Origin of the sequence: Geodermatophilus aquaeductus, assembly GCF_900182545.1 — a bacterium.
Lineage (GTDB): Bacteria > Actinomycetota > Actinomycetes > Mycobacteriales > Geodermatophilaceae > Geodermatophilus > Geodermatophilus aquaeductus.
Window position 1 is genome coordinate 39,751 of the sequence record NZ_FXTJ01000009.1, and the last position, 19,463, is coordinate 59,213.

At 74.2% G+C, this 19,463-nt stretch carries 21 protein-coding genes; 11 read left to right on the plus strand and 10 right to left on the minus strand.

Annotated elements, in window-relative coordinates:
- Positions 1–7: 7 nt before the first annotated feature.
- Entirely contained in the window at positions 8–277 is a 270-nt protein-coding gene (locus FN207_RS19515) for a hypothetical protein (RefSeq protein WP_142460124.1), read from the minus strand.
- Between the two features lie 135 nt (positions 278–412).
- Between FN207_RS19515 and FN207_RS19520 the strand changes: the two genes are divergently transcribed.
- Positions 413–718: a hypothetical protein gene (locus FN207_RS19520; protein WP_185938439.1), complete on the plus strand. Its 306-nt coding sequence runs from the start codon at positions 413–415 to the stop codon at positions 716–718.
- A 110-nt stretch (positions 719–828) separates the two neighbouring features.
- Here the strand turns inward: FN207_RS19520 and FN207_RS19525 are convergent, their stop codons facing one another.
- Positions 829–1,281 (minus strand): MarR family winged helix-turn-helix transcriptional regulator, encoded by a 453-nt coding sequence (locus tag FN207_RS19525; protein ID WP_185938440.1) that lies wholly within the window; start codon positions 1,279–1,281, stop codon positions 829–831.
- A 21-nt stretch (positions 1,282–1,302) separates the two neighbouring features.
- Here FN207_RS19525 and FN207_RS19530 point away from each other — a divergent pair, with 21 nt between their 5' ends.
- From FN207_RS19530 to FN207_RS19545, 4 genes are all read left to right on the plus strand, one after another.
- Positions 1,303–2,343 (plus strand): ABC transporter substrate-binding protein, encoded by a 1,041-nt coding sequence (locus FN207_RS19530; RefSeq protein WP_221888291.1) that lies wholly within the window; start codon positions 1,303–1,305, stop codon positions 2,341–2,343.
- A gap of 78 nt (positions 2,344–2,421) precedes the next feature.
- On the plus strand, positions 2,422–3,873 hold the full coding sequence (locus FN207_RS19535) for an APC family permease (protein ID WP_142460126.1): 1,452 nt from the start codon (positions 2,422–2,424) through the stop codon (positions 3,871–3,873).
- Positions 3,870–4,895, plus strand: coding sequence for an acetamidase/formamidase family protein (locus tag FN207_RS19540; RefSeq protein ID WP_142460127.1), 1,026 nt, complete (start codon positions 3,870–3,872; stop codon positions 4,893–4,895). The genes FN207_RS19535 and FN207_RS19540 overlap by 4 nt, the downstream gene beginning before the upstream one ends.
- Positions 4,896–4,999: 104 nt before the next feature.
- Positions 5,000–5,836 (plus strand): esterase/lipase family protein, encoded by an 837-nt coding sequence (locus FN207_RS19545; protein WP_142460128.1) that lies wholly within the window; start codon positions 5,000–5,002, stop codon positions 5,834–5,836.
- Here FN207_RS19545 and FN207_RS27075 read toward each other — a convergent pair.
- Entirely contained in the window at positions 5,806–7,401 is a 1,596-nt protein-coding gene (locus FN207_RS27075; protein WP_142460129.1) for a bifunctional NAD(P)/FAD-dependent oxidoreductase/class I SAM-dependent methyltransferase, read from the minus strand. The genes FN207_RS19545 and FN207_RS27075 overlap by 31 nt on opposite strands.
- A gap of 68 nt (positions 7,402–7,469) precedes the next feature.
- Here FN207_RS27075 and FN207_RS19555 point away from each other — a divergent pair, with 68 nt between their 5' ends.
- Together FN207_RS19555 and FN207_RS19560 are read left to right on the plus strand one after the other, a co-directional pair.
- Entirely contained in the window at positions 7,470–8,054 is a 585-nt protein-coding gene (locus FN207_RS19555; protein ID WP_142460130.1) for a helix-turn-helix domain-containing protein, read from the plus strand.
- Between the two features lie 144 nt (positions 8,055–8,198).
- Positions 8,199–8,714: a GNAT family N-acetyltransferase gene (locus FN207_RS19560; RefSeq protein WP_221888292.1), complete on the plus strand. Its 516-nt coding sequence runs from the start codon at positions 8,199–8,201 to the stop codon at positions 8,712–8,714.
- 66 nt (positions 8,715–8,780) lie between these two features.
- Here the strand turns inward: FN207_RS19560 and FN207_RS19565 are convergent, their stop codons facing one another.
- The 7 genes from FN207_RS19565 to FN207_RS19595 all read right to left on the minus strand — a co-directional run bounded on the left by FN207_RS19565 (position 8,781) and on the right by FN207_RS19595 (position 15,560).
- A complete protein-coding gene (locus tag FN207_RS19565) occupies positions 8,781–9,761 on the minus strand; it encodes an alpha/beta hydrolase (RefSeq protein ID WP_221888293.1) in 981 nt (326 codons plus the stop codon).
- Positions 9,762–10,113: 352 nt separating this feature from the next.
- Positions 10,114–10,635 carry a hypothetical protein gene (locus tag FN207_RS19570; protein WP_142460132.1) on the minus strand — a complete coding sequence of 174 codons (522 nt, stop codon included), beginning with the start codon at positions 10,633–10,635 and terminating at the stop codon, positions 10,114–10,116.
- 719 nt (positions 10,636–11,354) lie between these two features.
- Positions 11,355–12,329, minus strand: a complete 975-nt coding sequence (locus FN207_RS19575) for a quinone oxidoreductase family protein (RefSeq protein ID WP_142460133.1) — start codon at positions 12,327–12,329, stop codon at positions 11,355–11,357.
- 1 nt (position 12,330) lies between these two features.
- Positions 12,331–12,690, minus strand: coding sequence for a hypothetical protein (locus FN207_RS19580; RefSeq protein WP_142460134.1), 360 nt, complete (start codon positions 12,688–12,690; stop codon positions 12,331–12,333).
- The gene (locus FN207_RS19585) at positions 12,687–13,550 is read right to left on the minus strand and encodes a DODA-type extradiol aromatic ring-opening family dioxygenase (RefSeq protein ID WP_110908047.1); all 864 of its coding nucleotides are present in this window, start codon (positions 13,548–13,550) and stop codon (positions 12,687–12,689) included. The genes FN207_RS19580 and FN207_RS19585 overlap by 4 nt, the downstream gene beginning before the upstream one ends.
- The gene (locus FN207_RS19590) at positions 13,543–14,373 is read right to left on the minus strand and encodes a citryl-CoA lyase (protein WP_142460135.1); all 831 of its coding nucleotides are present in this window, start codon (positions 14,371–14,373) and stop codon (positions 13,543–13,545) included. The genes FN207_RS19585 and FN207_RS19590 overlap by 8 nt, the downstream gene beginning before the upstream one ends.
- Positions 14,370–15,560 (minus strand): CaiB/BaiF CoA transferase family protein, encoded by a 1,191-nt coding sequence (locus FN207_RS19595; RefSeq protein ID WP_142460136.1) that lies wholly within the window; start codon positions 15,558–15,560, stop codon positions 14,370–14,372. The genes FN207_RS19590 and FN207_RS19595 overlap by 4 nt, the downstream gene beginning before the upstream one ends.
- Before the next feature lie 214 nt (positions 15,561–15,774).
- On the opposite strand from FN207_RS19595, the gene FN207_RS19600 reads away from it, so the two are divergent.
- From FN207_RS19600 to FN207_RS19615, 4 genes are all read left to right on the plus strand, one after another.
- On the plus strand, positions 15,775–17,268 hold the full coding sequence (locus tag FN207_RS19600) for an amidohydrolase family protein (protein ID WP_142460137.1): 1,494 nt from the start codon (positions 15,775–15,777) through the stop codon (positions 17,266–17,268).
- A gap of 45 nt (positions 17,269–17,313) precedes the next feature.
- A complete protein-coding gene (locus FN207_RS19605; RefSeq protein WP_142460138.1) occupies positions 17,314–18,132 on the plus strand; it encodes an IclR family transcriptional regulator domain-containing protein in 819 nt (272 codons plus the stop codon).
- A 31-nt stretch (positions 18,133–18,163) separates the two neighbouring features.
- Positions 18,164–18,733 carry a hypothetical protein gene (locus FN207_RS19610; protein ID WP_142460139.1) on the plus strand — a complete coding sequence of 190 codons (570 nt, stop codon included), beginning with the start codon at positions 18,164–18,166 and terminating at the stop codon, positions 18,731–18,733.
- Positions 18,734–18,834: 101 nt separating this feature from the next.
- Positions 18,835–19,437 (plus strand): acyl-CoA-like ligand-binding transcription factor, encoded by a 603-nt coding sequence (locus tag FN207_RS19615; RefSeq protein WP_221888294.1) that lies wholly within the window; start codon positions 18,835–18,837, stop codon positions 19,435–19,437.
- Positions 19,438–19,463: the final 26 nt, after the last annotated feature.

The following is a 19,463-nucleotide window of genomic DNA, read 5'->3' on the forward strand; positions in this document are numbered from 1 at the left end:
GCGGCGCTCAGCCCGCGCGGCTCAGCGTGGCGACCTCCCAGGCCAGCCCGGACAGCCGGCGGCACTCCGGGCAGCCGGTGCGCCCGGCCCCGATGCGGTCCCACTGCTGGCAGCCCCAGATCTGCACGATCGCCCCGCAGAGCGCCAGTTCCACCTCGCCGTCGAGCTCGCCCGCCGGGCGGAGCGCGGAGACGGCGTGCCACGGGGTCCGCGCCGACCCCTGGCCCGTGTGTGACCACCGATCCGGGCGCGCGAACCCGACGGCGTAGGACTCCACGGCCGTGCTGTGCCCCGCGTCACCGGGGGCCAATCCCCTCGTCCGGGGGAACCGGCCGGCGGCCCGGCTGCGGCACCTCCGGGGCGCCCGCGGCGTTACCGTCGGAGGGACGTCCGCGGTGGGAGGAGATCAGCGGTGGAACCGATCAGCCTGGTGGTGGGCGCGGCGCTGCTCGCCATGGGCTTCGTGGCCGGGCGGCTGGGGCGCCGTCGTCCCGCCGGTCCCCCGCCGACGCCGACGCCGGTGTGCGGCTGCGGGCACCCGCTGAGCCAGCACGACACGGAGACCAACACCTGCTACGCCGAGCTGCGCCGCGACACCTTCGACAGGCGCGGCCGGTTCGCCGGTCACACCTGGGTGCCCTGCACCTGCCGCAAGTACGTGGGCCCGCTGCCGATCGACGAGGTGTTCCTCCCCCGCGTCCTGCCGCCGTCCGACTGACGAAGGACCCCGCTGCCCCCCACCCCTCGCACGCTCGGGGCGGGCCCCTGCAGCGGGGCCACGCGCGTCACGTGCACGCAGACGATGATCAGCTGCCAGGGGCCGCGGCCTCAGGCGGGCGTCGGCTCCGCGAGATCGGTCAGGGCGGTGACCAGCGCGGCCACCCGCGCCTGCCCCAGCTCGGTGGTCAGCGCCGCCTCGTGCGCCGACACCAGCGCCTCGAGGCGGTCCAGCCGGGTGCGGCCGCGGGCCGACAGGTGCACCCGCACCCGCCGGCCGTCGTCGGGATCGGGCAGCCGGTAGGCCAGCGCGGCGTCGACCAGCCCGTCGACCAGCCGGGTCGCCGTGGGCGCCGGCACGCACAGGGCGGCGCACAGCTCGCTCATCGACCGGCCCGGCCCCGACGCCAGCGCCCGCATCAGCCGGTAGGTGTCCAGCGTCGCGCCGTCCTCGGCGAGCACCGCCCCGACCCCCCGGGCGACGCGCCGCGACACCACGCTGAGCAGCTCGACGAGGGTGGCAGCAGGCACGACGGTCTGGGTGGCCTGCTGCTCGACCGGCATGGACCGCACCATACTCAAGACGTGCCCGGAGCGACCGTCCCGATGGACGCGTGGGAGGCCGCCGTCGTGGGCCGCTCCCCCGACGTCGTCCGGGTCGGCCTGGCCGTCCCGCTGACCGGCTCGCTGGCCATGACCGCGCCCTCCGCGCTGGACCTCGCGGCGCTGGCCGCCGATGAGCTGACCGAGGCCGGCGGGGTCCGCGGCCGCGCCGTCGAGCTGGTCACCGTCGACGCCGGACGGCGCCCCGCGGAGGTCGCCGCCGAGGTCGCCGCCCTGCACGCCACCGGGGCGGTGGACGTCCTCGTCGGCTTCTCCACCAGCGACGTCTCGCGCGCGGTCGCCGCCGCGCTGGCCGGGCGCGCCGGGTACGTGTTCACCCCGCCGCACGAGGGCGGGCGCGGCACCCGCGGCGCGCTGCGGATCGGGGCCTCTCCGCTGGTGCAGCACGCCGCCGCCCTCGCCTGGCTGGTGCGCCACCGGCGCGCGCGGCGCTGGGTGCTCCTCGGCACCGACTACGTCTGGCCGCAGGCGGTGCACCGCGCGGCACGGACGGTGCTGCGCGACCTCGGCGCCGAGGTCGCCGGCGAGCTGCTCGTCCCGTTCGGCCCGTCGGACCCCGGGCCGGCGCTGGACCTCCTCCGCCGCACCCGCGCCGACGCCGTCCTGCTCAGCCTCGTCGGCCGCGACCTGGTCGCCTTCAACCGCGCCTTCGCCCGCGCCGGCCTCGACCGCCGCGTCGTCCGGCTGTCCGGGGCGCTGGAGGAGAACGGCCTCTACGCGGTCGGCGGCGACGGCTCCGGCGAGCTGTACGCCTGCATGCCCTCCTTCGCCGCGGCCGACGGCGCCGGCGACGAGGGACAGCTGGCGCTGCAGGAGCGGCTCGCGGCGCGGGTCGGTCCGCACGCGCCGGTGGTGTGCGCCTACGCGCGCGGTGTCCACGACGGCGTCCGCACCGCCGCCCGGCTGCTCGAGACCGGCACCCCCGAGCCCGCGCGGATCCCCCGGCCGCGGCTGGCGCGGGCCGACGGGCTGGTGTTCCGCGAGGTCGGTCCGCGCGCCTGACCCCCACTGCTTCCGATCGGAAACACTCGTGGCCTACCCTCCCCGCGTCCGGCTGCGTGCCGGCCGAGAGGAGGAGCCGTGAGCGACCCCCGCACCACCCCGTCCCCCGACCTCACGAAGCCGGGAGCCACCGGCGCCGGAGCGGTCCCCGCCGCCGGCGCGGCCGGCCTCGAGGAGTTCGGCTACCGCCAGGAGCTCAAGCGCTCGCTGACCTTCACCGACCTGCTGGTCTACGGCCTGGTCTTCATGGTCCCGATCGCGCCGTTCGGGATCTTCGGCAGCGTCTTCCAGGCCTCCGGCGGGATGATCGCCCTCGCCTACGCCATTGGTGGCCTGGCGATGGCCTTCACCGCGGCGTCGTACTCGCAGATGTCGCGGGCGTTCCCGATGGCCGGGTCGGTCTACACCTACGCCGGGCGCGGCATCGCCCAGCCGGTCGGGTTCATGGCCGGCTGGATGATCCTGCTCGACTACGTGCTCGTCCCCGGCCTGCTCTACCTCATCGCCGCGGTGGCGATGAACTCCATCTGGGCGTCGGTGCCGGTGTGGGTCTGGCTGGTCGCGTTCGTGGTGCTCAACACCGTCGTCAACTACTTCGGCATCGAGTTCACCGCGCGGGTCAACAAGATCATGCTGGTCGGCGAGCTGATCGTGCTGGCGATCTTCCTGGTCATCGGCGTCATCGCCCTGGCCACCGGCGCGGGCCGCGGCTTCGACTTCACGCCGGTCTACAACAGCGACACCTTCTCGCTGGAGCTGGTGTTCGGCGCGGTCTCGATCGCCGTGCTGAGCTTCCTCGGCTTCGACGGCATCTCCACCCTCGCCGAGGAGAACCGCGACTCCGCCCGCTCGATCGGCAAGGCGATGATCGCCGCGCTGGCGCTGGCCGGGACGCTGTTCATCGTCCAGACCTGGGTCGCCGCGCTGCTCGTCCCCGACCCCGACACCCTCATCGCCGAGGGCGACGCCGCCGGCACCGCCTTCTACGACGCGGCCGAGGTCGCCGGCGGCGCGTGGCTGGGCACCCTCACCGCCGTGGCGACGGCGATCGCGTGGGGCTTCGCGAACTCCCTCGTCGCCCAGGCCGCCACGTCGCGGCTGCTGTTCGCGATGGCCCGCGACCGCCAGCTGCCCGCCTTCCTGCGCCAGGTGCACCCGACCCGCCGCGTGCCGGTCAACGCCACGCTGCTGGTGGCGGCCATCTCCCTCGTGCTGGGCCTCTACATGGAGTCCCGCGAGGACGGGATCACGCTGCTGTCGACGCTGGTCAACTTCGGCGCGCTGTCGGCGTTCCTGCTGCTGCACGTCTCGGTGGTGTGGCACTACATCGGCCGGATGAAGAGCCGGAACTACTGGCTGCACCTCGCGGTGCCCGTCATCGGGTTCGCGATCCTGGCCTACGTCGTCTACAACGCCCAGGTGGCCGCCCAGGAGCTCGGCTTCGTGTGGCTGGTCATCGGCCTGGTGGTCATGGGCGTCCTGATCGCCACGGGCCGCAAGCCCGAGATCCGAGCGGAGGAGAAGCTGTGACGGCGTCCCTGGAGGTCGTGTCGCTGGAGCCGACCCCCGACCAGTACCGCTTCTCCTTCGGCGGCGGCGGCGAGCCGCTGATCACGGTGGCGCCGGGCACGGTGGTCGAGCTGACCACCGAGGACTGCTACGGCGGCAAGGTGCGCGGCGTCGACGACCTGCCGAGCCGGGTGTGCGACTTCCCGTACCTCAACCCGGTCAGCGGCCCGATCGCCGTCGAGGGCGCCGAGCCCGGCGACACCCTGGCGGTGCACCTGGTCGACATCGCGCCGGCCCGCGACTGGGCGGTGTCGAGCACGTTCCCGCACTTCGGCGCGCTCACCACCACCCACTCGACGGCGATGCTGCACGAGCCGCTCGAGGAGCTGGTCTGGCTCTACGAGGTCGACGCCGAGCGGGGCACCTGCCTGTTCCGGCCACGGCGCGGCGGCCCGGAGGTGGAGCTCCCGCTCGACCCGATGCACGGCACGATCGGCGTCGCCCCGGCGGCCGGCGAGGTGTTCGCCAGCATCACGCCCGGCGCGCACGGCGGGAACATGGACACCCCGGAGATGCGGGCGGGCACGACCGTCTACTTCGGCGTCAACGTGCCCGGCGCGATGCTCGCCCTCGGCGACGGGCACTGCCGGCAGGGCGAGGGCGAGGTGTGCGGCACCGCGGTCGAGGCGGCGATGCGCACGGTGGTCGTCGTCGACCTGGTCAAGGGCGGCGGCCCGGCGTGGCCGCGGCTGGAGACCGACGAGTTCCTCATGTCGACCGGTTCGGTCCGGCCGCTGGAGGACGCCTACCGGGTGAGCCAGCACGACCTGGTCACCTGGGCCGCGGAGCTCACCGGGTGGGACCCGCTCGACGCCCTGCAGCTGGTCAGCCAGGCCGGCCTCGCACCCGCGGGCAACGTGGTGGACACCAACTACACGATGGTGGCCAAGCTGGCGAAGCGGTTCGTGCCCGGCGCCGTGGCGCACGACGGCGCGCACGAGCGGCTGCGCGCCACCGCGGCGGCGTACCTGCAGCAGCGCTGAGGACCCGCCGGGCCCCGGGATCCGCCTTTCGCGAACGGAAGGCGAATCCCGGGCGCCCGGCGGGGTAGCGGAACGGGACCGCCACCGCCGTCGGAGGAGCAACCGTGCCCGAGTCCCCGCAGAACCGCCGGTCCGGCGGGCGCACGCCGCCCGGCCGCGCGCCCGGCTTCCTCCAGCCCAACCGCCGGGCCACGCTGCTCGCGGCCACCGAGCCCGTCCGGGCCGCGGCCAGCGCCGGCGCGCTCGCGCTGACCTACCCCCTGCTGCGCGGCGCCCCGCGCGGCGAGCCGCACGGCGTCCTCGTGCTGCCGGGGCTCATGGCCTCCGACGCCTCCACCGTCACCCTGCGCCGCTGGCTGCGCGGGCTGGGCTACCCGGTGGTCGGCTGGGAGCTCGGGCGCAACCGCGGCCCCACCCGCGAGATCACCGAGCAGCTGCCGAAGCTCATCGAGCAGCTCGCCGACCGCCACGGCGGCCCGGTCAGCGTGATCGGGCAGAGCCTCGGCGGCATCTTCGCCCGCCGGCTGGCGCTGCGGGTGCCGCGCCTGGTCCGCCAGGTCGTCAGCCTCGGCTCGCCGTTCGGGCTGGCCGGCCGGCCCGCCGACGGCACGCCCGGCGCCCGGGCCTACGCCCGCTACCGGCACCTGCACGCCGTCCCGACCTCCGGCCGCGGCGACCTGCGCGGCGCCCTGCCGGTCCCGAGCACCGCCGTCTACTCGCGCTGGGACGGCGTCGTGGACTGGCGGGCCTGCCGGCAGCGGCCCGGACCGGGCGCGGAGAACGTCGGCGTGCACGCCAGCCACCTCGGGATGGGCCACGACCCGGCGGTGCTGTGGCTGGTCGCGGACCGCCTCGCCCAGAGCGCCGACGAGTGGCGGCCGTTCAGCCCGCCGGCCCGGCTGCGGCTGCTCTACACCAGCGAGGACGACGTCGAGGGCTGACGCCGCGCGCGCAGGACGGCGTCGGCGGCATGGGCCGACCCGTGCTCGTGCCCGCGGGCCTCCCGCGGCCGCGACTCCGCCACCTGGACCTCCCAGAGCTCGGAGTCGAGGACGGCGGCCATCTGCTGGCCGGTGGCGTACCAGTCGGGCAGTCCCGGCCGCTGGATGCCGTGGGAGAGGTCGCTGCCGTCGTGCATGGTCACCAGCAGCGTGCCGCCGGGGGCGACCGCCGACGCCAGCCGGCGCAGGACGCCGTCGCGGCTGCCGGGCGGGAAGTGCAGGAACGACGCGGTGACCAGGTCCCACCGCTCCTCCCCCGGCTCCCAGGCCGTGACGTCGGTGTGCCGGGTGTCCAGCTCGAGGCCGGCCGCCTCGGCGGCCGCGGCGGCGCGGTCGAGCGCGGTGCGGGACAGGTCGAGCGCGGTGACCGACCAGCCGTGCCGGGCCAGCCAGACAGCGTCGCCGCCCTCGCCGGCGCCGGCGTCCAGCGCGCGCCCGGGCGGGAGGCCGGCGACCTCGGCGGCCAGCACGTCGTTGACCCGGCCGCTCCAGACGCCGTGCCCGTGGGTGCGGTAGCGCTCCTCCCACCACTGCTCGCCGTACTCCGGGTCGCTCATCGCCCGGATCACGTCGACCGCGGCCCGGGTGTCCTCGGCGACCAGGTCGGCGTTGATCCCCGCGCCGGCCAGGAGCCCCGCGGCGGCCGCGCCGATCACCTGCGCGCCGGGATCGGCGACGTTCCCGGCCGCCCAGACGCCGGGCACCGCGGTGGCGCCGCGCGGGTCCACCGGCACGTGCGACCCGACGACGGCCTCGCCCATCCGGAACGGCTCGGCCTCCAGGCCCAGCCCGGTCAGCACGGCCGATCGGGCGGTGAACCGGGGGGCGACGACGACGGCCGCGCGGGGCACGACCTGCCCGTCGGCGAGCCGGACGCCGGACAGGCGCCCGCCCTGGGTCTCCAGCGCGGCCACCTCGCCACGCACGACGCGGACGCCGCGGGCGGCGAGCGCCTCGGCGGTGGCGTCGTCGGGCTCCGGAGCCGTGTGCAGGAAGAACACGACGTCGGCGCTCCACTGCCGCCACAGCTGGGCCTGGTGCAGCGACATGGGGCCGCTGGCGACCACCCCGACCGGCTGGTCGCGCACCTCCCACCCGTGGCAGTACGGGCAGTGCAGGACGTCGGTGCCCCACAGCTCGCGGACGCCCGGGATCTCCGGCAGCTCGTCGGTGAGGCCCGTGGTCACCAGCAGCCGGCGCGCCTGCAGCACCCGCCCGCCGGCCAGCTCCACGGTGAATGCGCCGGCGGAGCCGCCGGTGGCGGTCACCGTGTCCTGCACGAGCGTTCCGCCGTACCCGGCGACCTCGGCCCGCCCGGCGGCGAGCAGGTCCCCGGGCGGCGTGCCGTCACGGCCCAGGTAGTTGTGCATCTCGCGCGCCGGCGCGTTGCGCGGCGTCCCCTCGTCGACGACGGCGACCGAGCGCCGCGCCCGTCCCAGCGCCAGTGCCCCCGACAGGCCCGCCGCTCCCCCACCGATGACCACCACGTCGTACGTCTCGTCCATGCCGACGACGGTGCACCCACCAGTGCTGCCTTGACAAACTCCGTTGCAGGAACGGCAAACTGGACGGCGTGACCGACCTCGACTCCGTCCTCGACGCCGTGGGTCCGCGGCTGCGCGAGCTGCGCCGGCAGCGCGGTGCCACGCTCGCCTCGCTGTCGGAGGACACCGGCATCTCGGTGTCCACGCTGTCCCGGCTGGAGTCGGGGCAGCGCCGGCCCACGCTGGAGCTGCTGCTGCCCCTGGCGCGGGCCCACCAGGTGCCGCTCGACGAGCTGGTCGACGCCCCCGAGACCGGCGATCCGCGGGTGCGGCTCAAGCCGGTCACCCGGCACGGCGCCACGTTCATCCCGCTGACCCGCCGCCCCGGGGGGCTGCAGGCCTACAAGCAGGTGCTGCCGCCGCACTGGGGCGGTGAGCCGGGCGAGCAGCGCTCACACGAGGGCTGGGAGTGGCTCTACGTGCTGAGCGGGCGGCTGCGGCTGCTGCTCGGCGACACCGACGTCGTCCTCACCCCCGGCGAGGTGGCCGAGTTCGACACCCGCACGCCGCACTGGCTCGGCAACCCCGACGACCGGCCGGCCGAGCTGCTGGCGCTCTACGGCCCGCAGGGCGAGCGCATCCACGTCCGCGCCGCCCCCCGCGCCCGCGACTAGGCCCGTCCTGCGGATCTCGTGCGGCACGACTGCTGCCGGTGCCGCTGAGCGGCCCACTGCGGGACACCGCCCTGCGTGGGCGGGAGCGTCAGGACGCGTGGATGGTCTCGTCCCGCGATGCCGTGGCGTGCCACAGTGAGGCCCGTGCTCCGCCTCGTCCCCGTCACCATGGACCTGCTCGATGCCGCGATCGCCGGCGACGACGCTCTGGCGCGTGCGCTCGGCCACGACGTCACCCCCGGCTGGATGACCTTCCGGGAAGCCCTCCACGCCACCCGGAACGCGCTCGCCGCCTCACCGGGGAGCTCGACGTGGGGTACGCGCCTGTTCGTCTCGGGTGAGCCACCGGAGCTGATCGGTTGGGGCGGCTTCAAGGGTGCGCCCGAAGGGGGCGTCGTCGAGATCGGTTACGAGATCGCCGAGAGCCGGCGTGGGCGAGGACTGGCCACCGCAGCGGCACGGGCGATGGTCGCCGAGGCCTGTGCCGACGAGCAGGTCACGAGGGTGATCGCCCACACGCTGCCGGAACGAAACGCCTCAAACCGCGTCCTCGAGAAGGTCGGCTTCAGTGACGACGGAGACCACCGTGAGGACGGCGAACTCGTCTGGCGCTACGTGCTCGTCCGCCCGCCGGCCCAGGAGGAACGGTCCACGGGATGAGTCGCCGTGGCCATGGGCCGCGTAGGGGGTCACGTGGCGGGTCAGCCGGTGGTCGAGCCAGGCCCGTCACGTCACGGGGAGCGGCACCGAGGTCGTGCCGCGGCTGCTCGCGAAGCCGAACTGCAGGGCGGCGTCACGGTCGGCGATGAAGCGCTGAGACACCTTGGCCTGCGGGACCATGCGGTCGAACCCGTGGTGAGCGGCGCGGTAGACGTGCAGCTCGGTGGGGACGCCCGCCCGCATGAGGCGCTGGGCGTAGTCGATGTCCTCGTCGACGAACAGGTCGAGCTCTCCGGTCAGCACGGTCGCCGGGGGAAGTCCGGCCAGGTCCTCCATGCGGGTCGGCGCGGCATACGGAGAGACGTCGTCCGTGCCGTACGTGTCGCCGAGGTAGCCGCGCCAGCCGATCTCGTTGCTCGTGCGGTTCCACACCTGGGGGTCGGTGACCAGGTGGCTGAACGGCGTGGAGTTGGTGTCGTCGAGCATCGGGTAGACGAGCAGCTGGTGGGCGACGGTGAACTCGCCACGATCGCGGACGAGCAGCGCGAGCCCGGCGGTGGAGCCCCCACCGGAGCTGTGACCGCCGATCACGATCCGGCTCGGGTCGATCCCCAGCTCGTCGGCGTTCGAGACGACCCAGGCCAGGCCCGCGTAGCAGTCCTCGGCGGGTGCGGGGAACGGGTGCTCGGGCGCCCTCCGCCAGTCGACCGAGACGACGACGCACTCGTGGGTGTCGACGATCTCCTGGCAGAACTGGTCGTCCATGTCCGGAGCCGTCAGCACGTAGCCGCCGCCCTGTGTCCAGTAGAGGCACGGCAACGGACCCGAGGAGGCCGCGACGGGACGGAAGACGCGGACCATGACGTCGGGGTTGCCCTCGCGGCCGGGCGCCATGTGGTCCGAGTGGCTGACGCGGGGGTTGGGACCGCCGGTGTTGATCTGCGCGTAGAGCTCCGCGAGCGAGGCTCGGGCGGCCGGGATGTCGGTGAGGTCGAGCGCGGGGATCTGCTCGACGACGACCCGCAGCTCCGGGTCGAGACGGTCCATGATCGGCACGCTGGCCTCCCGGTCGTCATCGGGTCACCTCGAGGGGTGGGGGACGCTACTCGCGGTCGGCATCGCCCGGAAGCCGCCGGTACGGCGATCTCGTCCCGCACGTCCGAGAGGTGCCGCGCAGGCACATCACGGCGCCACGAACTGCCCCTGAGGCCGCCTTCGCGGCGAGCCGGCGGGTGTCCTCAAGCGGCCCACTGAGAGACACGTAGGCCCGGCAGTCGAGATGGTCGCCCCTCGCTGGCGCGCTCTGGCGAGGTGACTGCGGGCGGTCTGGCAGGACCGTTCGGCGTGAGGCAGTGTCCGGCCTCCGCCCGACTCGCACGGCGAGGTTCAGCGGGCCATCTCAGCCGACCGCCACGATGTGCGTCCAGTTCGAAGCTGAGCCGCTGCTGTGCGTTTCCACGAGATGCCCGGAACTGTCGATGTGCCCGACGGAGAACTTTCCGTCGTCGCTGCGGTAGAGCAGGACGTTGTAGCCGACCGCCCTGATGTGCGTCCAGTTCGGAGCAACCCTGTTGCTGTGCGTTTCGACCAGATGCCCGGAACTGTCGATGTGCCCGACGGAGAACTCTCCGTCGTCGCTGCGGTAGAACAGGACGTTGGAGCCAATCGTCACGATGTGCGTCCAATCCTGAACCGTGCTGCCGCTCTGGCTCCCGATGAGGTGCCCGGAACTGTCGATGCGCCCGACGAAGAAGGTGCCGTCGTCGCTTCGGTAGAACAGGACGTCGGGACCGATCGTCACGATGTGCGTCCGGTTGGGAGCCGCGCCGCCCTGGTTCTCGAAGGTGAGCACCGAACCGTCGATGTGCCCGACGGACAACGCTCCGTCGTCACTGCGGTAGAACGTCACGTTCGGAGCCATCTCGATTCTCCTCACACCGTCTGGCTGGCGATGCCACGCCCCGGAAGGCGTGGCGCAATGGCAGATCCGTAAACCCTCATCGCCCTTAGTCTCGTGATCGGCGCGACGTCAGCCCTTCGGCCGTCACCAAGTTCTCACGCCAGGGAGATCAGCATCTCCAGGGAACTAGGACTGTCCCGGCAGCCGCCTCGTGTCCCTGGGCGGCCCACTAGGGGGCACATGGTCGGGAGGCGTACACAGACGCACGACCCTGCTGCAGGGGACCCCGCCCTAGTTCGAGAAGCCTGTACTCCGCGAGTTCCCCGTCGGTCGAACGTCACAACTGTGAACTCGTCCGCCAGGGCCTCCGCAACCCCTCTGAAGTGTCCGGCGTCGCCGGTGGCACCCGCGATGAACAGGACCGACGGTCCCTCACCGCGACGCTCGTAGTACAACGTCGTCCCGTTGACATCGATCGTGGTCATGACCACTCGATCCCGAGCTGTGGGGACTGAAGCGAAACGGTTCATGGTAGGGCTCGTCCTGCGGCGCTGACCGGAGTCGAGGCGTGCCGTGCGGTGGATGCGGTGGGCCGCCCCGGCTGGGTGTCGTCCCCCACTGGCGCCTGCTCCTCGATGGATCGCGCCGTCTGCCGGTTCGGAGCCCGACGCACGCCCGGGTGTCCCGTAGGCCGCCTCCAGGGACGGGGATGGCGACGCACGAGAGCCGCAGCACAGGCCCTAGTCAGGGACGACGACGAGCCGCACGCCGGCGTCCCCCGCGGCCTGCCGGGCCCACGCCACCGCGACGTCGGCCAGCGGCACCGTCTCGTGCGCCACGGACACCCGGCCGGTGGCCGCCACCGCGAGGACGGCGTCGAGGGCGTCACGGCGCTGCGCGGGGGTGAGCGCGTTGTTGGTGTAGCCGAGCACCTCCGCCGACCGGCCGCGCAGCACCGCCGAGGAGAACACCGCCTCGTCGCCGGACGCGCCGCCGAGGTTGACCAGCCGCCCGCCGGGCGCCAGCACCCGCGAGGCGGCGGTGGCCGCGGTACCGAACACCGGGTCGACGACGACGTCCGCACCGCCGTCGCACGCCTCCGCCAGCGCGGCCGCGAGCGCGTCGACGTCTCCGGTCGCCGGCACCACGACGTCGGCACCGGCGGCCCGGGCCCGCTCCTGCGCGGCGGCGGAGCGGCAGACGGCGACCACCCGCCCGGCACCCAGCACCCGCGCGGCGCCGACCGCCACCTGGCCGACCGCGCCGCCCGCGCCGAGGACCAGCACCCGCTCGCCGGGCTGCAGCCGCCCGCGCCAGGTCAGCGCCATCCACGCGGCGACCGCCGAGAGCCCGAGGGCGGCGACCGCGGCGTCGGGCACGTCGGCGGTCAGCGGCACGAGGTCGTCGTCGGCGACGGCGCAGCGCTGCGCCAGGCCGCCGTCGCCGGGTGCCATGCCGGCCGACGTCGCGAACCAGACCCGGGTGCCGGCCGGCAGCCGGCCGGACCCCTCCACGACGCCGACGCCCTGCACGCCCGGGACGTAGGGCACCGCCGGCGCACCGAAGTAGCTCGTGCCGGAGGCGCAGAGCAGGTCCAGCGGCACGATCGGCGCGGCGGTGACGCGCACCAGGCTGCGCCCCGGCCCGGCCACCGGGTCGGGGTGCTCGGCGTGCTCGGGCGGGGTCCCGGGCGCCCGGACGACGGCGGCGCGCACGTCAGGTGCTGATGTCGGGATAGGGCAGCGAGAGGTGCTCCATCGCCTTCCCGTAGGCCTTCTGGTACTCCAGCGGGCCGTGGTCGCGCTCGAACATCGCGATGAAGAGCGTGAGCGTGAGGAAGGGGTGCGCGCCCATCCGGAACAGCGTCACGTGGTCGTGCTCGCGCAGCGCGCGCCGCTCGTCGTCGGTGAACGCCAGCCAGGTGGTGCGCTCGTCGTCGGTGCAGTTGAGCAGCCTGTTGGCCATCTCGGCCTCCCACCACTCCACCGTGCCGGCGGGGTCCTCGCGGTAGCGCTCGACGAGCGCCGGGTCGCGGTCGACGGTGTAGAGGAACTTGTCCAGCAGGTACCTGCTCATGCCGGCGCCCCGTTCGGGTACCAGGTGAAGTAGGCCTCCATGGTGTGGAACAGGTCGAGGGTGTCGACGTGGTCGGCCTTCTGCCCCTCGCCGGCCACGCCCATCATCAGCATGAAGTCCATGAACCCGTGGGTGGCGTTGCCCGGGGCGTGCAGGGAGTCCAGCGACACCTCGGCCAGGCAGCCCTCGATGTCCCCGGAGGCGATCCACTCCACGGCCTTGCGGTCGAACTCCGGGTCGGGGCCGTGCTCGCCGAACTGGCGCGGCCCGCCGAGCTCCAGCGACAGGTGGCCGGTGCCGATGACGGCGACCCGCTTGTCGGACTCCCAGGACTCGACCATCTCCCGGATCGCCCGGCCCAGCTGCACGAACCGCCTGGGCTGCGGCAGCGGCGGCGCGAAGATGTTGGTGTAGACCGGCACGATCGGCAGGTCGGCCTGCGGGCGCAACGTGATGATCGGGCACGTGATGCTGTGGTCGATCCGCAGCTCGTTGGAGAACGCCAGGTCGAAGTCGCGGTCGAGGCCGTCGCGCAGCAGGTGCGCGGCCAGGTCCTCCTCGCCGCGCAGCGTCATCCGCGGCAGGCCGAACTCGCGCTCCTCGTTGTAGAAGTTGGCGTCGAAGAACGGCGCCTTGCCCACGAGGAACTGCGGCATGTTGTCGAGCCACAACTGGTGGAAGTGGTCGCTGCCGACCATCACCAGCACGTCGGGCTCCGCCCTCGTCAGCGTCTCCCGGAACCGCTCGATCTTGGCCACCCACTCGTCGGCGAACGGCGGCCGGTCCGCGCCGGTCGAGGTGCTCGCGCGGTAGTAGAAGGGGTGGTGGGTGGACGCGATGACCGCGGCCAGTTCAGCCATGCCGACCTCCCGTGTCGGTCGAGGGCAGAGTGTCGGGCTCGTAGGGGTCAGGGGCGACGGAGCGGTTGTTCAGGTCGACGGACAGGAAGACGTCGTTGGCCACCGGGTGCCGGATCTCCTCGGCGAGCTGGCCGATCAGCCCGGCGGTGCGGGCCAGCAACGCGAACCCGCGCAGCAGCTGCAGCGGCAGGCCGAGGTCGGCCAGCGCGGCCCCGCAGACGCCGGCGCCGTTGAGCGGCAGCGTCCGCCCGAGCACCTGCGGGTGCACCCGGCCGATCGCGGCGAACAGCGCCAGGTGCGGGCCGACCAGCCCCTCCTCGGTGGCGATCTCGAACAGCCGCGGGGTGCGCGGGTCGCCGTCCTTGTGCACGTGGTGACCCAGCCCCGGCACGAACCGGCCGGCCGCCCGCTGCGCGGTCACCGTCTGCAGGGCGAGCGCGTCCCAGCCGGCGTCGTCGGTGGGCAGCTCGTCGACTCCGGTCAGCACGTCGTGCAGGAAGCGGCCGCAGTCCTCGGTGACGCCGAGGAAGCGCGAGCCGCCGCCGAGCAACCCGGCCGCGAGCGCGCCCTGCACCGAGTCCGGCGCCGAGAGATAGGTCAGCCGGGTGACGATCGCCGTCGGGGTGAAGCCGTGGTCGGCCAGCGCCGCCAGCACCGCCTCGAACACCCGGGTCTCCCCGGGCGTGGGCCGGCGCTGGGTGGCCAGCCAGAAGGCCAGCTCGCCGAAGCCGACCGAGCCCATGACGTCGCGGGCGAGGTCGGTGCCGAGCAGGGTGATCGACTCCCGGCTCGAGGCGCCCAGCGCGGTGGGGTACTCGGTCACGGCGTCTCCCCGCCCTCGGTCAGCCAGCGGCGGATCTCCTCGCCGTGCTCGTCCAGGGTGGGCGGTGGCAGCCGGTACTCCGCGGCGGTCTGCGAGAAGCGGATCGGGTTGCGGATGGAGGGGACGGCGGCGTCGCCCTCCCCCGCCGTCACCACGGGCTCCAGGCCGACCTCCTCGGCGAAGGCGACGCCCTGGTCGATCGTGTTGATCGGCCCGCACGGGACGCCGGCGGCGATGATGTCGCGGAACCACTCCATCTTGGTGCGGGTGGCCAGCCGCTCGATCAGCAGCGGGCGCAGCTGCTCGCGGTTGGCGGTGCGGTCCTCGTTGTGCAGGAACCGCGGGTCGGCGGCCAGCTCCGGGACGCCGAGCACCTCGCACAGCTTGCCGAACTGGCCGTCGTTCCCGGCGGTGACGATGAGGTCGCCGTCGGCGCAGGGCAGCGGCTCGTAGGGGAACAGGCTCGGGTGGCTGTTGCCCATCCGGAACGGGACGACGTCGCCGGCCACGTACGCCGAGCTCTGGTTGACCAGTCCCGACAGGGCGCTGGCGAGCAGGTTGACCTCCACGTGCTGCCCGCGGCCGGTGGCGTGCCGGTGGTTGAGGGCCGAGAGCACGCCGATGGTGGCGTGCAGCCCGGCCATGACGTCGAAGACGGCGACGCCGGCGCGGTAGGGATCGCCGTCGGGGGCGCCGGTGAGGCTCATCAGCCCGGAGATGGCCTGCACGATGAGGTCGTAGCCGGGCAGCGACCGCCCGCCGGGCCCGCTGCCGAAGCCGCTGATCGAGGCGTAGACGACCGCCGGGTTGGTCGCCGCGACCGACTCGTAGTCGAGGCCGAAGCGGGCCAGGCCGCCGGGCTTGAAGTTCTCGACCAGCACGTCGGCGCGGCGGGCCAGCTCGCGGGCGGCGGCGAGGTCGCCGGCGTCGCCGAGGTCCAGCGCGACCGAGCGCTTGTTGCGGTTGACGCCCAGGTAGTAGGTGGACACGCCCTCCCGCACCGGCGGCTGCCAGGTGCGGGTGTCGTCGCCGCGCGGGCCCTCGACCTTGACCACCTCGGCGCCGAGGTCGGCCATCAGCATCGTGGCGTAGGGGCCGGCGAGGATCCGGGAGAAGTCGGCCACGAGCAGGCCCGCGAGAGGGCCGGTGGAGGGCGGCGTGCCGGCTCCGGCGGGTCCTGCCGTCATCGTCGCCTCGAGCTCCTCACCGCGGTGCCGGACAGTTCCCGGACAGTCGTCCGTCGTCGCCGCTGATCCTGGGGAGGCCGACCGCACGCTGTCAACCGCACGGTCGTCGGCTTGACAGGTGGCGCAGGTCACGGCCAGGGTGGCGCCGTCCGACGCCGGTGTCCGTACAGCGGACGGGCGTCCGTCCCCTGTCGAGGTGTCCGAGGAGTCCCCCATGACCGAGCACTCGTCCCCGGCGCCGCAGGCCGGCCGCCCCGTCGTCCTGCGCGGCGGCACCGTGCTGACGATGGACGACGCCGGGACGGTGCTGCGCGACGCCGACGTCCTCGTCGTCGGCGACCGGATCGCGGCCGTGGGCCCGGCGCTGGAGGTCCCCGAGGGGACGCAGGAGGTCGACGCGACCGACGGCATCGTGATGCCCGGGATGATCGACACCCACCGGCACATGTGGCAGACGGCGATGCGCGGCTACGGCGCCGACTGGTCCCTCACCCAGTACTTCGTCTGGTACTACCTCGAGCACGGCCGGCGCTTCCGGCCCGAGGACGTCGCGGCGGGCAACCGGCTGGCCGCCGCCGAGGCGCTCGACGCCGGCGTCACCACCGTCGTCGACTGGTCGCACGGGCTGCAGACGGTCGACCACGCCGAGGCCGCGGTCGACGCGCTGCAGTCGGTGCCCGGCCGCTACGTGCTCGCCTACGGCAACATCCAGGCCGCGCCGTGGGAGTGGACCGCCGACCCGGCCGTGCAGGCCTTCCTCGAGCGCCGCCGCACCGGCGCCGGCGACCTGCTCGACCTCCAGCTCGCCTTCGACGTCACCGGTGACCCGGCCTTCCCGGAGAAGGCGGCCTTCGAGGTGGCCCGCGAGCTCGGCCTGCCGGTGACCACGCACGCCGGCGTCTGGGGTGCCACCAACGACGACGGCGTCCGGCTGATGCACGAGCACGGCTTCGCGACGCCGGAGACGGTCTACGTGCACGCCGCCTCCCTCTCCCCCGACAGCTACCACCGCATCGCCGCCACCGGCGGGTCGATCTCGGTGTCCACGGAGTCCGAGCAGAGCGCCGGGCAGGGCTACCCGCCCACCTGGCAGGTGCGCGCGCACGGCATCCCGGTGTCGCTGTCGATGGACACCAGCGTGTGGTGGAGCGGCGACCTGTTCACCGCGATGCGCACGACACTCGGCGCCGACCGCTCCCGCGAGCACTTCGAGGCCCACCTCAAGGGCGAGACGGTGACCCAGCTGGCGCTGCGCGCGCAGCACGTCGTGCAGTGGGCCACCCGCGGCGGGGCCACCGCGCTCGGCCGCGACGACCTCGGCCGGCTCACCCCGGGGGCGAAGGCCGACGTCGTCCTGCTCAAGAACGACGCCTCGCCGGTCTCCTTCCCCCTCCTCAACCCGTACGGCCACGTGGCGTTCCAGGCGCAGCGCGGCGACGTGCACACCGTGCTGGTCGACGGGCGGGTCGTGAAGTCGGAGCACCGGCTGGTCGGCGTCGACCTGCGCGCCGTGCGCCGGGAGGTCGAGGCCACCGTCGAGCACCTGCGCGCCGACATGGGCGAGGACGTCTGGCAGTCCGGCATGGACCCGGAGCTGCCCTCCGGCGAGGTGCTGGACAACCCGTACCAGTACACCGACTACCGCTCGGACGCGACGCACGCCGCCCGCGAGGAGGCCTTCGAGCGGCACCTCGCCGGAGAGCGGTGAGCCCGGCACGGCGGTGCGCGACACTCGTTCCGAGGGGGTGTGCTCGTGGCCGGACGCGGTGAGGGGCCGGACTTCGTCGAGGCGCTGGCGCGGGGGCTGGACGTGCTCACCTGCTTCGACGCCGACCGGCCCGCCATGACCCTGAGCGAGGTGGCGGCCGCCGCGGGGCTCGCCCGCCCCACGGCTCGGCGGCTGCTGCTCACGCTCGAGGAGCTGGGCTACGTGCGCTCGGCCGGCGGGGCGTTCTCGCTGACGCCGCGCGTGCTCTCCCTCGGCATGGCCTACGTCGGCGCGCTCGGGCTCTGGGACGTCGCCCGGCCGCACCTGGAGGCGCTGGTGGCGCGGACGGGTGAGTCGTCGTCGATGGCCCAGCTGGACGGGTCGGACATCGTCTACGTCGCGCGCGTCTCGGTGCCCAAGCTGATCACCCTGCGGGTGGAGATCGGCACCCGCTTCCCCGCCGTGCAGACCTCGCAGGGCAAGGTGCTGCTCGCCGCGCTGTCCGCCGACGAGCTGGCGCGGACGCTCGCCGAGCCGAGCCGCTCGGGCCTGCCGCCCTACATCGGCCGCACCCCGGAGCAGTTGCGCGAGGAGCTGACGCAGGTGCGTGCCCGCGGCTGGGCGCTGGCCGACGAGGAGCTGGCGCCCGGCGTCCGCTCGGTCGCCGTCCCGGTGCGGGACGGGACCGGCGCCGTGCGCGCGGCCATGAACGTGACCGTGCACGCCGCCGAGACCTCGACCGAGCGGCTGCTGGGCGAGCACCTGCCGGCCCTGCTGCGCACCGCCGGCGAGGTGAGCGCGGACTGGACGCGCTGGCAGGCCCGGCCGCACGTGGAGGTGGACCGGTCGCGCTCTGCCGGATGAGGCGCGACCGGACGGGGTACCGGCGGCTGCCATGAGCGGGAAGTCGGCGGAGGACTACGCGGCGGACTACACGGACCCGGAGCTGCGGGCGCGGCTGAAGGAGGAGATCAAGGCCGGCGACAAGGGCGGGCGGCCCGGCCAGTGGAGCGCCCGCAAGAGCCAGCTGCTCACCCACGAGTACGAGGCGCAGGGCGGCGGCTACCGGCACGCGGGCGAGCGCACCGCGTCGCAGCGGCACCTGCAGGAGTGGACCGAGCAGGACTGGCACACCGCCGACGGCGGCGACCGGGCCCGCGGCTCCGACGGGACGCGGCGCTACCTGCCCGACGCCGCGTGGGAGCTGCTCTCCGACGAGGAGAAGGCGGTCACCGACACGCGCAAGCGCGGCTCCGACGAGCAGCACGTGGCCAACACCGACGCCGCGAAGGAGGCCCGCAAGGCCGCCGAGCTGGTGGACGTGAAGGCGACCGAGGCACGCGAGCGGGTGCGCGCGATGCACGGGGACTCCCAGCTCGACCGCGCCGATCAGGCCGAGCGGGACCTGGGGAAGGCCCGCAAGACGGTGCTCGAGGAGATCGAGAGGCAGCGCGCCCGCGACTGACCCGGCCCTCTGCGGCAGAAATGGCCATTTCTGCCGCCCCGACACGCCGTGCAGCGCACGCAACATTGCACGGACTGCACCTTTCGCGCGACCATGTCCGGGTGACCTCCGGCCTGCGCGAGCGCAAGAAGCTCGCCACCCGCCTGGCGCTGCACCAGGCGGCGCTGCAGCTGGTGGCCGAGCACGGGCTCGACGGTGTCTCGGTCGACGACATCGCCGCGCGCGCCGACGTCTCGCCGCGCACGTTCTTCAACTACTTCCCGACCAAGGACGACGCCGTCGTCGGGATCGACGCCTCCGCGGTCGGGCAGGCCGCCGAGCGGTTCGCTGCGCGGCCGGCGTCCGAGTCGCCGGTCGAGGCGCTGCGCGCGGTCCACGCCCTGCAGGCCGCCGAGATGGCGGACGAGCCCGAGACGCTGTGGCCGCTGCGGCTGCGGGTCATCGACGAGCACCCGGTGCTCCTCGCCCGGCTGCACGCGGTCTTCGCCTCCGCCGAGCGGGCCCTCGCCGAGGCGATCGCCGCCCGCACCGGCACCACGGTCGGCCCCGACGTCTACCCCACGCTGCTCGCCGCGGTGTCCGGGGCCGCGCTGCGCTGCGGCCTGCACGCCTGGCTGGCCAGTGACTTCACCGCGTCCCTGCCCGCCCTCGTCGACGAGGCGTGGGACGTCCTGGCCGCCGGGCTCCCCGCGCCGCGCCGCTGACCTCCCCGAGCGGCCGGCGTCGTCCG